We start from the raw sequence: 13,333 nt of genomic DNA, 5'->3' as shown, positions 1-13,333 counted from the left end.
CGTTGCATATGCCAATTGCTCAATTTTGTAAGACAAAAAAATTACTTCTAAAGAAAATTTAAGTCTTATGATTGGACAGAATTTTGTTGAAAGCTCATTATTCTCATTGTCAAAAACTCCCGAGGGAATAGTCGACTCTTTTCTTGCTCATATGAATTCTTTCCATACGGAGACTATGCTTCGTTTCTATGAGGAAGATGCAATCTTTATTAATGATAACGGTGAGCCTCGGAGAGGAAGATTGGAGATTGCGCGAGAATTGGACTGCTTCTTTAAATTCGGATTGCCAATCAAAATTACAACAAGGAATGTTTATGTAGATGGTAATCTAGCATCACTAATCTTGGACTGGAATATAGCAGGTATTGCGAATAATGGTGAAAAAATATGTATGCGAGGAACATCTAATGATTATGCTAAAAGAGGAACCGATGGATATTGGAGATATTGGTTTGAAAATCCCTTTGGTGTTCAAGTGCGTAGCTTATTTTAAAAACTTTACAATATTAAATAAATCAGATATGAAAATTTTAGTAGTAGGGGGTACAGGTCTAACAGGGAGGCTTGTAACTAACAAATTGGAAAAACTTGGTCATAAAGTAGTAATTGGTTCGTCATCACAAGGTGTAAATATCCTTACTAGTGAAGGGCTTCAGAAAGCATTGACCGGAACTGAAATAGTAATCGATCTATCAAATTCATCTTCTCCCGAAGGAGAAAATGCACTTCAATTTTTTGAGACTGCGGGAAAAAATCTTGTCAAAGCAGAATTGAATGCTAGTGTTAAGCATCATATCGTTCTATCAATTGTAGGAACAGATGATGCATTGGAAATCGGTTATCTTAGAGCAAAAAAACTTCAAGAGGATACTATTAAAAACTCAGGTATACCTTACACTATAATTAGGTCAACACAATTTCACGAACATGTGGAAGCCATCATCCAAGTTCAGGGAGAAGGGGATAAAGTTTTTGTTTCGAACTTAGACTATCAACCAATTGCACTTGATGATGTTGCCGAGTTCATAGTACAATTTTCTTTGGAAGAACCTAAAAATAACACCATTGAAATTGCAGGACCAAGACGAGGCAAAATGGAGGCTTTTGTCTCTGAGTATATTCAAATTACCGGTCAGGATAAAAAAGTGATTATAGACAATGAAAATAAGTATATGCATTTTGTTGTTCCTACTTCACTTTTAGTCCCCGCTGGTCAGTACTCCGCTGGTCAGGTACTTTTTGAGGATTGGGCACTTGAAACATTTAAAAGCTAAACCTTTAAGTATATACTTTAGCTTTCGATAATTCTAAAATTTAAATGCAGATCTAGTTGGTCTGCATTTTTAATTAAAATGGTAAGCTGAACTTTATGGAAAATATTTTCTAGGAAACTTTGATTAAGCTTGAAGAATTGTTTTGAGTTTTTAAGTCAAAAGCAAAGTTTCACCTTTGGAAATCAGGAAATGGTTTAATTAAGATTTTGAAAATTATTTTTGTTTTCGGATACGGCTCAAAGTTTCTTTTGTAATTCCCAGATACGATGCATGCAGGATGAGTTTTAAATAGATTATTGTAACGCTCAACTGCAGGCAGGCTAATTGCATTGTTAACGCGGTTTTGCATTGCAATTCCGTGGTTCATGTCCAGTCGTTTTGTCAATTCATTGAAAGCAGTAACTTTTGTCATTTCTTTAATGCCTTCTTGCGAAATCATCAGTATTTCGGTGTCTTCATAAGCTTCAATGTTATAAATAGTAGGTTTCATGATAAAGCAATAAGTTATTTAAGTTCCGCATATGACCTGCTGCAAAAGGAAAATCCGAAAAGTGAGAAAATATTTTATGCAAAGGCAAACGTCTTGAGCAGTTTTGCCAACATTTACTTAGACAAAAACGAACCCAGAAATGCTGCCAAAAAGGTATTTGAAGAAGTACAGAGTGGAAGCGAGATTAAGAATACTGAAGAGCAAAAGAGATTTCAATATTTAAACTATTCCAATCTCAGCAATATCTATTCTCAGCTGGATGTAGATTCGGCTTATCGTTATGCGATGGCATCGATGCGGTTAAAAGCTAAAAATTTTCTGGACGATCAGTCTATGATGATTAATTACTCAGTCATTGGACTTTATTTTAAGAAAAAGAAAAATTATCAAGCCGCCATTTCTAATTTTCACAAAGCTCTTTATGTCAATAAGATCAATGGTACCGATCTCAATAAGAATGCAGTTTATAAGTTAATATAAGCCGAAACAATTTCTCATTCTTTTATTTAAAATCATTCTTAATGAAATATTTCATAATTTTGATATTGTGAAAAAGCTGATTTCCATATTGTTATTATCATTCTATTTGGTTTCTACAACCGAACTGTATCAGCTTTTGAAAATGCCGCTTCTTATTGAGCATTATATTCAGCATAAAAATCTGAGTCCTGAAATGTCACTTACTGCATTTCTGAAGACTCATTATGATCATCCTGTGAAAGACAGTGACCACGATCAGGACCAGAAATTGCCTTTTGTTTCACATGCAAACCTGTTATCTGTGGTTTTCACTATTAATCCTTCCTTAGATTTTCATTGTATAGGGAAAGTATTTAGCCCTATCGAGATCAAAAAGGTCTTTTATAAGAGTGCTCTTTACAATAAAGAAATCCTCAATTCTATCTGGCAGCCGCCAAGATTCTGTCAATCTTAATCTGTTTTCTCAGTCATTTTTTGATTGGGAAGGTATTCTGTTTCCTTATAGGTGTTTACATGAAATGTAGATACTTGGGGTTACGTTTTAGGATACCAGAATTTCATTACAATAATTAAGATAATCAATCATTATGCTTACAAAAATCATTGAGTTTTCTGTAAAGAATAAACTCATTATTGCATTGTTGATGCTGGGTCTTATCGGAATAGGCTCCTATCAGGTCACCAAACTGCCTATAGATGCTGTTCCGGATATCACTAATAATCAGGTACAGATTATTACAATGGCCCCGTCTTTTGGTGCAACAGATATAGAACGGCTTGTTACTTTTCCTATAGAACAGGCCAACAATAATATTTCAGGATTAAAGGAAATCAGGAGCTTTTCCAGATTTGGACTATCGCTGGTCACCATTGTCTTTGAAGATGATGTTGATATCTACTGGGCCAGGCAGCAGGTTGCTGAAAGGCTCCAGCAGGTACAGGCTGTTATCCCACAGGGAATAGGAAATCCCCAGCTTGGTCCCATTTCTACAGGACTTGGCGAAATTTTCCAATATGTCGTAAGACCTGAAAAGGGATATGAAAAAAAATACAATATCACAGAGCTTCGTACTATCCAGGATTGGGTTGTAAGAAGACAGCTGCTGGGAGTAAAGGGAGTAGCGGAAGTCAGCAGTTTTGGCGGTAAGCTGAAACAGTATGAGATTGCCGTAAATCCAGACAAGCTTAATGCCTATGGAATAACGATCAATGATATATTTGATGCGTTACAGGCAAATAATCAGAATACCGGAGGTGCCTATATTGAAAAAGGGCCTACCGTTTTATACATCAGAAGTGAAGGCTTGGTAGGAAGTATTGAAGAAATCAACAATATTTCTATTGCAACAAAAACAAATACTGTTCCTCTGTTCATAAGAGATATTGCTGAAGTGAAACCAGGTTTTGCCACCCGTTATGGAGCCATGACCTTTAATGACCAGGGAGAAGTTTCAGGAGCTGTGGTGATGATGCTTAAAGGTGAAAACAGTAATCAGGTTATAAAAAATGTAAAAGAAAAAATTACCCAGATTCAGAAAACACTTCCTAAAGGAGTTGTCATAGAACCCTTTCTGGATCGTACCAAAATGGTAAATAATGCTATTGGAACGGTAGAAAAGAACCTTACTGAAGGAGCCCTGATCGTAGTCTTTGTACTGGTCCTGTTTTTAGGAAATGTCCGCGCCGGGCTTTTGGTAGCCTCAGTAATTCCACTGGCTATGCTGTTTGCGATCTGCATGATGAACCTTTTTGGAGTCAGCGGGAACCTTATGAGCCTTGGGGCTTTGGATTTCGGGCTTATTATTGATGGGGCAGTTATTATTGTGGAATCTGTTCTGCATCAGTTTACCCATAATTCAAAATTCAAAAGAGTATTTTCTGTGGGCAAAACAGAAATGGATGCTTTAGTTACTGATTCTGCCGGAAAGATGATGAACAGTGCTGTTTTTGGACAGATTATTATTCTGATTGTTTATCTGCCAATTCTTACCCTGCAGGGAATTGAAGGGAAAATGTTCAAACCCATGGCACAGACCGTAGCTTTTGCACTGCTTGGAGCATTTTTACTTTCATTGACCTATATTCCGATGATGAGTGCGGTATTGCTGAGAAAAAGAAGCAATAAACCTACTTTATCAGACAGAATGATGAAAAAGGTAGAGAAGATCTATCTTGCAGTTTTGCTCAAACTTCTCAGAGTACCTAAAATAGTTTTTGGGGTAGTGGCAGTCTTATTTATAACAGCCGTTTTCATTTTATCCAAAATGGGAGGTGAATTTATTCCTTCCCTTGAAGAAGGAGATTTTGCCGTAGACACAAGAGTGCTTCCGGGAAGTAATTTGACCACAACAATTGAGAGTACCCAAAAAGCGGCACACATTCTCAAATCCCGATTTCCTGAGGTGCAGAAGGTCGTTACAAAGATCGGAAGCGGGGAAGTGCCTACAGACCCAATGCCGATGGATGCTTCGGATATGATGGTTATCCTGAAAGATAAAAAAGAATGGACCTCTGCCTCTACTTTTCCCGAATTAGCGGATAAAATGGGGAAACAGCTTCAGGAAGTACCCGGAATTACAGCCAGCTTTCAATATCCTGTGCAGATGCGTTTTAATGAATTGATGACCGGAGCAAGACAGGATGTAGTAGTGAAAATTTTTGGTGATGATCTGGATGTTCTTGCCCAGAATGCTCAGAAACTTGGTGAAATTATAGAAACTGTTGAAGGAACACAGAATCTTTACATCGAACCTATTTCCGGGATGCCTCAAGTAATTATAGAATACAACCGCCCTTTAATTGCCCAGTACCACCTATCTGTTGCAGATATTAACAGAATTGTCAATACGGCATTTGCCGGACAAAGTACAGGGCTGGTGTTTGAAGGTGAAAAACGCTTCGATATGGTAGTACGCCTGGATACCAAAGACCGGAAAAATGTTACCGATATTAAGAATCTTTTGGTTCCCACACCTTTTGGAAATCAGATTCCGCTGTCTCAGCTTGCCAAAGTGGAAGTGAAGAATGGTCCCAACCAGATTCAGAGAGAAAATGCCCAAAGAAGAATTGTTGTAGGTTTTAATATAAAGGACAGGGATGTACAAAGCATTGTTGAAGAGCTGCAGGGAAAAGTAGATCAGAAAATGAAGCTCCCTACGGGTTACTATATGACCTATGGAGGATCTTTTGAGAACCTCAACAATGCCAAACAGCGCCTCATGATTGCGGTTCCTATTGCACTTGCACTTATTTTTGTAATGCTGTTTTTTGCATTTAAATCTGTAAAGGAAAGCTTACTTATTTATACTGCAATTCCTCTTTCCATCATTGGAGGAGTATTTTTTCTGGCTCTGAGAGGAATGCCTTTCAGTATCAGTGCCGGAGTAGGATTTATTGCGCTTTTCGGAGTAGCTGTACTGAACGGAATTGTTTTAATATCTGAGTTTAACCGTCTTTACAAAAGCGGAATGAGAAATATTGTAAGAATTGTTATTGACGGAGGAGAATCACGTCTCCGCCCGGTCCTTATGACTGCCTTTGTTGCTTCGCTGGGCTTTATCCCGATGGCATTGAGTAACGGGGCCGGAGCCGAAGTACAGCGGCCACTGGCTACAGTTGTTATCGGAGGATTAATAGTGGCAACTTTCCTTACTCTGTTTGTTTTACCATTGCTTTATGTAAATATTGAAAAAGGAATCAAAATGAAAAAAATGAAAAACAGAAATATAGCTTCCGTATTGGTATTTTTATTCTGTTTTATTGGACTTGAAGTAAAATCCCAAACCCCTGTTACTTTGGAGGAAGCCGTTGATGTAGCTTTGAAAAATAACCGGATTATTAAAAATGAAAAATTAAAATCTGAGTATTCAAAGGAACTTATCAGATCATCATCAGATATTCCTCAGACAGGAGTTACGATGGATTATGGCCAAATCAACAGTGCCCTGACAGATATGAAATTCGGTATTTCTCAGAATATAGCATTTCCTACTGTATATAAAAAACAAAAGAATCTTTATACGGAAGAATGGAAAAAGTCTCTGCTGAATGTTTCCCTTAAAGAATATGAGCTAAAGAAAGCCGTAAGCCTTACTTTTTATAATATTCTCTACTGGAAAGAAAAAGAAAAGCTTCTGCAGGAAACATTAAAGCTGTATACCGACTTTCTGGATAAAGCAAGCATTCGTCTGAAAGCAGGAGAAAGTAATATTTTAGAAAAAACAACTGCTTCCAACCAGAAATCTGCTATTGAAATCCAGCTGAAGCAATTGAATCAGGAGCTTTCAGTTTTGAAATATCAGCTGCAATGGCTTTTGAATACTGAAACAGATTTTGTTCCTGAAGATAAAAAGTTATTTAGCGGAGGACTTAAAGAAGAGCTTAATTCACATCCTGTAATCCAGGTATTGCAGCAGCAGAAAAAAGTTTCCGAACAGCAGACAGCTCTTGAAAAAGCTAAGCTGCTTCCGGGGTTGCAGCTTGCTTACAATCTTAACAGTTTTAAAGGAACGGGTGCGGATGACAAAGTGTACGGCTCTGCACCACAATTTCATTCCGTACAGCTGGGTGTTTCGGTTCCTGTTTTTTCAGGCGGACAGAAAGCCAGAATTCAGGCTGCTAAAATTGCAGAATCTGTTGCTGAAAATGATATTTCCAATATGGAATTCAACCTGCAGAATCAGCGTAAAAAAGCATCCGGGATTTATCAGGCTAATCTTGACATTGTTTCCCGCTATGAAAGCGCAGAACTTAAAAACGCTGATGTTATCACTGAAACAGCTAAAAAACAGTTTCTTGCCGGAGAGATCAACTACCTCGAATTTGTAATATTGGTCAACCAGGCAGTCACCTTAAAAAACAGTTATACCGATGCAGTCTGGAAACTGAATCAGAGTGCTATAGAATTGGAATATCTTACTTTAAACCCATAATAATGAAACGTAAATTTAAAATCATATCATATTCTCTGCCAATAATAGGACTGCTCATGTTTTATGAGTGTAAAGACCATGGAAAAACGGAGCCGGTACCAGCAGCAGTCTCTTCCAAAGATGAAAACGTAGTAACGCTTACTGAAGCCCAATTAAAAAATGCTCCTATAGCAACTACAACCCTTTCTTTACAGAAGATATCTTCGCTTTTAAAGCTTAATGGAATGATTGATGTTCCTCCGCAAAACCTGGTTTCAGTAAGTATTCCACTGGGCGGATATCTCAAATCCAGCAGTCTGTTGCCAGGAAAGCCGGTTTCAAAAGGACAGGTGATTGCCGTTATTGAAAACCCGCAGTTTATCCAGCTTCAGCAGGATTATTTAATGGCAAGGTCTAAAATGCATTTTGCCGAACTGGACTACAACCGTCAGAAAACCCTTAATCAAAGTCAGGCTACCAGTGATAAAGTTATGCAACAAGCCCAGTCTGAAATGAACAGCCAGAAAATCCTGATGAACTCCCTGGCACAGCAGCTCCGCCTTATCAATATTAACCCAGCATCGCTGAATTCCGGGAATATTAAAAAAAGCGTTCCGGTTTACAGCAGCATCAATGGGTTTGTGAGTAAAGTAAATGTGAATATCGGAAAATATGTAAATCCTTCGGATGTCCTTTTTGAACTCATCAATCCGGATGATATACATCTTAACCTTAAAGTATATGAAAAAGATCTTGGAAACCTCAAAATGGGACAACGGTTTACGGCCTACACGAATGCAGCTCCTGATAAGAAATATTACGGAGAGATTATTCTGATCAGTAAGGATGTTAACCCGGGAGGTATGGCTGAAGTACACTGTCATTTTGAAAAATATGACCAGAGCCTTGTACCGGGAATGTATATGAATGCAGAAATAGAAACAAGTACCTCTTTTTCCAATGCGGTTCCTGAAGAAAGCATTGTCAATTTTGAAGGAAAAAGCTTTGTTTTTGTGGAAGAGAAAACACGTACCTACCGCCTGACACCTGTAACATTGGGTGAAACAGAGAACGGGTTCATACAGATACTTAATACCGATGATTTTAAAAATAAGAAAATTGTCACCAAGAATGCTTATACCCTTCTTATGAAACTTAAGAACACTGCAGATGAATAATAAAAGAACTTATAGATAAATACAAATTATGAAAACATCATCTTTAATAAAAATAGGAGCAGGCTTTATAGTTCTGTTTCTCATCGTTATCCAATTTTTTGATACTGATAAGAATATATCAGCCACTCCTTCTGAAAATGCAATTGAAAAACATTATCAGGTGTCATCCCACGTACAGGGCTTATTAAAAACAAGCTGTTACGATTGTCATTCTAATAATACGGCATATCCCTGGTATAGTAATATACAGCCGGTAAAATGGTGGTTGGCAGATCACGTCAATTCAGGGAAGAGGCATTTGAATTTTGATGAATTTAATACCTATACTAAAGAAAAAAAATTGAAGAAATTAGATGAAATTGTCGAAACCGTTAAAGAGGGAGAAATGCCACTTAGTTCGTATACAATAATCCATCATAATGCAAAATTATCTTCTACGGATAAATCGGAAATAGAAAAATGGGTGATTCAGGTTAAAAAGGAGATCAATTAATAATTAAAATCATCTAATAATTAAAATCATCAATATTATTCTGTTATGACAAAAACATTCAGTAATTTTAATACTACATCCATTTCACATGAATTACAATATCCCTGAAAATCTCAAAGGTCTTACAGAAGCGGAAGTGGAAGCTTCCCGAAAAAAATACGGATATAACCGGCTGGAAGCGGTTAAAAAAGAAACATGGGCAGATATGCTTATTGATATTCTGAAAGAACCCATGCTTATTTTATTGATATGTGTTTCACTTATCTATGTAATCATAGGTGACTATGGTGAGGCTTTATTTATGTTGGTTGCGATAATAGGAGTTACGGCTATCTCTTTCTATCAGGATAGCCGAAGTAAAAAGGCCCTGGAAGAACTTGAAAAATTGAACGAGCCTTTAAGTACGGTCATAAGAAATTCAAAGATTATTAAAATACCCACTTTTGAAATTGCTGTGGGAGATCTCTGTATTACCGAAGAAGGAAATCTGATCAATGCAGATGGTACTATTGTACATAGCAATGATTTTTCCGTTAATCAGTCTTCACTTACAGGGGAGAGCTTCTCTGTTTTTAAAGACAGCAAATCAGAAGATAATAAAGTATATAGCGGAACAATTACTGTTTCCGGACTTGCAGTTTTTGAGGTAGAGCAAATAGGAAAAGAAACCAAAGTAGGAAAAATAGGGCAGTCTATACTGGGGATAAAGGAAGAAATATCTCCTTTACAGCTCCAGATCCGGAATTTTGTAAAAGGTATGGCGATTATTGGATTGATGATCTTTATGGCGGTATGTGTTTTCAGCTATATTAAAACAGAAGACTTTGTGACCAGCTTATTAAGTGGTTTGACTTTGGCAATGTCTGTACTTCCTGAGGAAATTCCTGTAGCTTTTACCACCTTTATGGCTTTGGGAGCCTGGAAGCTGATGCGGGAAGGAATTATTATCAAACGAAGCAGTATTGTTGAAACGTTGGGAAGTGTTACAGTGATATGTACGGATAAAACGGGAACAATTACCGAAAACTCAATGCAGCTAAAGCATCTTTATGATTATAAGTCTGATACGATTTATGAACAAGAGAATTTCAAGACAAAAGAGCTTGATGAACTTATTGATTATGCGATGTGGAGCAGTGAGCCAGTTCCGTTTGATCCGATGGAAATAACCTTACATAAGATTTATGAGCAGACTCAGGATTCTGACGACAGAAAAAATTATCAGTTATTTCATGAATATCCGTTGGAAGGAAAACCTCCTATGATGACCCATCTTTTTGAAAATGAACAAAAAGAGAGAATTATTGCGGCAAAAGGTGCTCCTGAAGCAATCCTTACTGTTTCTGAGCTTTCAGAAGATGAAAAAAATAAAATCAGAAATATCGTAAAAGAGTTTGGTGAACAGGGATATAGGGTTCTTGGAGTTGCCAAATCTCATTTCGAAGGAAATAATTTCCCTGAAAACCAGCAGGATTTTAGTTTTGAATTTTTAGGACTGACAGCATTTTATGACCCTCCTAAAAAAGAAATAAAAGAAGTGCTTCAGCATATTTATAATGCAGGGATTAAGGTAAAGGTAATTACGGGGGATAATGCGGATACCACAAAGGCTATTGCATTGCAGGCCGGGATTATCAATAATGCTCCTGCAGTTAATGGGAGTGACGTCACCGCAAGTTCAGAAGAGGATTTAATGAAGCTTTCTGAAAAAACGACTCTGTTTACAAGAATGTTTCCTGAAGCAAAGCTTGAAGTGGTGAATGCGCTGAAAGCACAGGGTAACGTAGTGGCCATGTTGGGAGATGGAGTGAACGACGGACCTGCATTAAAAGCGGCCCATATAGGAGTCGCAATGGGAAATAAAGGAACCGAAATTGCCAAATCAGCAGCAGCACTCGTCATTACGAATGATGATCTTGAAAAGCTGGTAGTAGGAATTGCTGCGGGAAGGAGAATTTATGCCAATATCAAAAAAGCTGTTCAATATATTATTTCTATTCATATTCCCATTATCCTTACAGTTTCTTTGCCTTTATTCCTGGGATGGGTATTCCCTCACATATTTACCCCGGTTCACGTTATTTTTCTTGAATTGGTAATGGGACCTACCTGTTCTATTGTATATGAAAATGAGCCTATTGAAAAAGATGCAATGCAAAGGCCTCCAAGAGTGCTTACAGATACATTTCTGAACTGGGGAGAGCTTATGGTAAGTATTATTCAGGGATTGGTTATCACAGCAGGAATACTATGGATATATCAACATTCTGTCCACCTGGGGAATGATGAGCCTACAACAAGAGCTTGGGTGTTCAGTACTTTAATATTTGCGAATATTTTACTGAGTTTGGTAAATCGATCTTTCCATTACAGTATTTTTGAAAGTTTTAAAAATCGCAATTATTTATTAGCAGGGATTTCCGCGTTGGTTCTTGTATTATTGTTTGTTATTCTATATGTGAAGCCGGTATCAGGATTCTTTAGTGTAGCGCCTCTTACAGTAAAAGAATTAGGATTAACATTCCTTACTGCTGCAGTTTCTGTGCTTTGGTTTGAGATCTATAAGCTTCTAAAAAGGCTTTTGGAAAGGAAATAAAAAATAATCATTCTTAATAAAATATTTTATAATTTTGATTTGTGAAAAAATTGATTTCCATACTGTTATTGTCACTGTATTTAATTTCAACAACTGAAGTATATCAGCTGTTGAAAATTCCGACTTTGATAGAACATTATTGGGAACATAAAAAGTTGAATCCGGAAATGTCTCTTACAGCGTTTCTGAAAACCCATTATGAAAATCCTGTTAAAGATGGAGATTATGGTAAAGATCAGAAACTGCCGTTTGTAATTCATTCTGCACCATTAACTTTGATATTCACGATTCACCCAGGCTTTTATTTTGAAGCAAAAGCTGAAAGTTTCAGACCATTACAATCTCATAAAATTCCTTCAAAAGATGAAGATTTTTGTTACAAAGGATTTACAGGATCGGTCTGGGAACCACCGAAATCTTTGTCTATATAATCTATTTAATTTGATTGATCTACAATCAAGCAACATCATTATTCTCTAAAATCATTATAAAAATTAAATAATGAAAACACTATTTTCAGCCATATTAATGGTTGTATTCGCTGTTGGCATTCACGCACAGAGTCGTTTGGAAAGTGCCAAAAAACTGGCGTCCCAAAATAAAGAACTTATTTTACTGAACTTTTCAGGTTCAGATTGGTGTATTCCATGCATCAAACTTCATAAAAATATCATTGAAACCGATGAATTTAAAAAGCTGGAAACAGAAAATATCGCTGTTTACATCAATGCAGATTTTCCAAGAAACAAAAAGAATCAGCTTTCTCCGGAATTGAAAAAAGAAAATGCATCGCTTGCTGATCAATATAATCCGAAAGGACTTTTTCCTTACACCCTTTTATTGAATTCAGAGGGAAAGGTTTTGAAAAGCTGGGAGGGACTTCCATCTGAAAATGCTTTAGCTTTCATTAAAGAAGTACGGGATATTAAAGAAAACCAAAATAAATAAGATCATATGTTGAGAGAGTTCAAAAGATCTCAGAAATTAATGGGGAACGCTTTTGAAATTACCGTTGTAAGTGACAATGAAAATTTGGCTAATCAGCATATTGATGCAGCTATTGACGAAATTCGGAGGATTGAAAGACTTTTAACTACTTTCAACGACGAAAGCCAAACCCATTTTATCAATAAAAACGCAGGGATAAAGCCTGTGAAAGTAGATGGGGAAATCTTTGGTTTAATTGAAAGAAGTTTGAGAATCAGTAAAATTACAGACGGATATTTTGATATTTCTTACGGTGGAATCGACAAAAGCTTCTGGAATTTTGACCGGCAGATGCAACAGCTTCCTGATCCTGAACTGATCAAAAAACATCTGAAATTGGTTAATTATCATAACATCATTCTTGACCATCACAATCAAACAGTTTTCCTGAAAGAAAAAGGAATGAGAATAGGTTTTGGGGGAATTGGGAAAGGCTATGCAGCGGAGATGGCAAAAAGACTTCTTCAGAATAGAGGTGTAGAATCAGGAATTGTAAATGCATCAGGGGATTTAACAGCCTGGGGAAATCAGGCAGACGGAAAACCTTGGACGGTTGGAATTGCTGATCCTGATAACGCCGGAAAGCCATTTTCTTACATGAATATTACTGATATGGCGGTAGCAACATCTGGGAATTACGAAAAATTCGTGGTCATCAATGGGAAAAAATATTCTCATACCATTAATCCCAAAACAGGAATGCCTGTTTCGGGGGTGAAAAGTGTTACCATCTTTTGTCCTAATGCAGAAATTGCTGATGCAATGGCAACTCCTGTAAGCATTATGGGAATTGATGCGTCACTTAATATGGTAAACCAGATCAATCATCTGGAATGCATCATTATCGATGATCAGGACAATATATATTCCTCTCAAAATATTAATTTAAAATGAAGTTAGATTTCATTTTATAACTAAAACAAAT

The 13,333-nt window shown here is 36.9% G+C and carries 12 protein-coding genes; 11 read left to right on the top strand and 1 reads right to left on the bottom strand.

The features are described from left to right. The first annotated feature begins 67 nt into the window (after positions 1-67). Positions 68-493 (top strand): YybH family protein, encoded by a 426-nt coding sequence (locus tag FW768_RS08910; protein ID WP_050009546.1) that lies wholly within the window; start codon positions 68-70, stop codon positions 491-493. Then, complete coding sequence (locus FW768_RS08905; RefSeq protein ID WP_196782924.1) at positions 432-1,274, top strand: SDR family oxidoreductase; 843 nt, start codon at positions 432-434, stop codon at positions 1,272-1,274. Before FW768_RS08910 ends, FW768_RS08905 begins: the two co-directional genes overlap by 62 nt. Before the next feature lie 169 nt (positions 1,275-1,443). On the opposite strand, the gene FW768_RS08900 is transcribed toward FW768_RS08905, so the two are convergent. Then, entirely contained in the window at positions 1,444-1,764 is a 321-nt protein-coding gene (locus FW768_RS08900; RefSeq protein ID WP_153394629.1) for a cyclic nucleotide-binding domain-containing protein, read from the bottom strand. 93 nt (positions 1,765-1,857) lie between these two features. Here FW768_RS08900 and FW768_RS08895 point away from each other — a divergent pair, with 93 nt between their 5' ends. The 9 genes from FW768_RS08895 (at position 1,858) to FW768_RS08855 (ending at position 13,302) form a co-directional block, all read left to right on the top strand. After that, positions 1,858-2,244 carry a hypothetical protein gene (locus tag FW768_RS08895; RefSeq protein ID WP_153394627.1) on the top strand — a complete coding sequence of 129 codons (387 nt, stop codon included), beginning with the start codon at positions 1,858-1,860 and terminating at the stop codon, positions 2,242-2,244. Between the two features lie 67 nt (positions 2,245-2,311). Further along, positions 2,312-2,698: a hypothetical protein gene (locus FW768_RS08890; protein ID WP_185151955.1), complete on the top strand. Its 387-nt coding sequence runs from the start codon at positions 2,312-2,314 to the stop codon at positions 2,696-2,698. A 133-nt stretch (positions 2,699-2,831) separates the two neighbouring features. Next, a complete protein-coding gene (locus tag FW768_RS08885; RefSeq protein WP_153394623.1) occupies positions 2,832-7,175 on the top strand; it encodes a CusA/CzcA family heavy metal efflux RND transporter in 4,344 nt (1,447 codons plus the stop codon). Between the two features lie 2 nt (positions 7,176-7,177). Further along, positions 7,178-8,332, top strand: a complete 1,155-nt coding sequence (locus FW768_RS08880; protein ID WP_153394621.1) for an efflux RND transporter periplasmic adaptor subunit — start codon at positions 7,178-7,180, stop codon at positions 8,330-8,332. A gap of 28 nt (positions 8,333-8,360) precedes the next feature. Next, entirely contained in the window at positions 8,361-8,825 is a 465-nt protein-coding gene (locus FW768_RS08875) for a heme-binding domain-containing protein (RefSeq protein ID WP_153394618.1), read from the top strand. A gap of 88 nt (positions 8,826-8,913) precedes the next feature. After that, positions 8,914-11,421 (top strand): cation-translocating P-type ATPase, encoded by a 2,508-nt coding sequence (locus tag FW768_RS08870; protein WP_153394616.1) that lies wholly within the window; start codon positions 8,914-8,916, stop codon positions 11,419-11,421. 41 nt (positions 11,422-11,462) lie between these two features. Then, positions 11,463-11,852: a hypothetical protein gene (locus FW768_RS08865; protein ID WP_100375373.1), complete on the top strand. Its 390-nt coding sequence runs from the start codon at positions 11,463-11,465 to the stop codon at positions 11,850-11,852. Positions 11,853-11,922: 70 nt separating this feature from the next. Further along, on the top strand, positions 11,923-12,369 hold the full coding sequence (locus FW768_RS08860; RefSeq protein WP_153394614.1) for a thioredoxin family protein: 447 nt from the start codon (positions 11,923-11,925) through the stop codon (positions 12,367-12,369). A 6-nt stretch (positions 12,370-12,375) separates the two neighbouring features. Next, complete coding sequence (locus tag FW768_RS08855; protein WP_153394612.1) at positions 12,376-13,302, top strand: FAD:protein FMN transferase; 927 nt, start codon at positions 12,376-12,378, stop codon at positions 13,300-13,302. The last annotated feature ends 31 nt before the right edge of the window (positions 13,303-13,333 follow it).

The sequence above is a fragment of the Chryseobacterium vaccae genome (assembly GCF_009602705.1).
Lineage (GTDB): Bacteria > Bacteroidota > Bacteroidia > Flavobacteriales > Weeksellaceae > Chryseobacterium > Chryseobacterium vaccae.
Note: the sequence above shows the minus strand (reverse complement) of the source record. Positions and strands in the feature narration are given on the sequence as shown.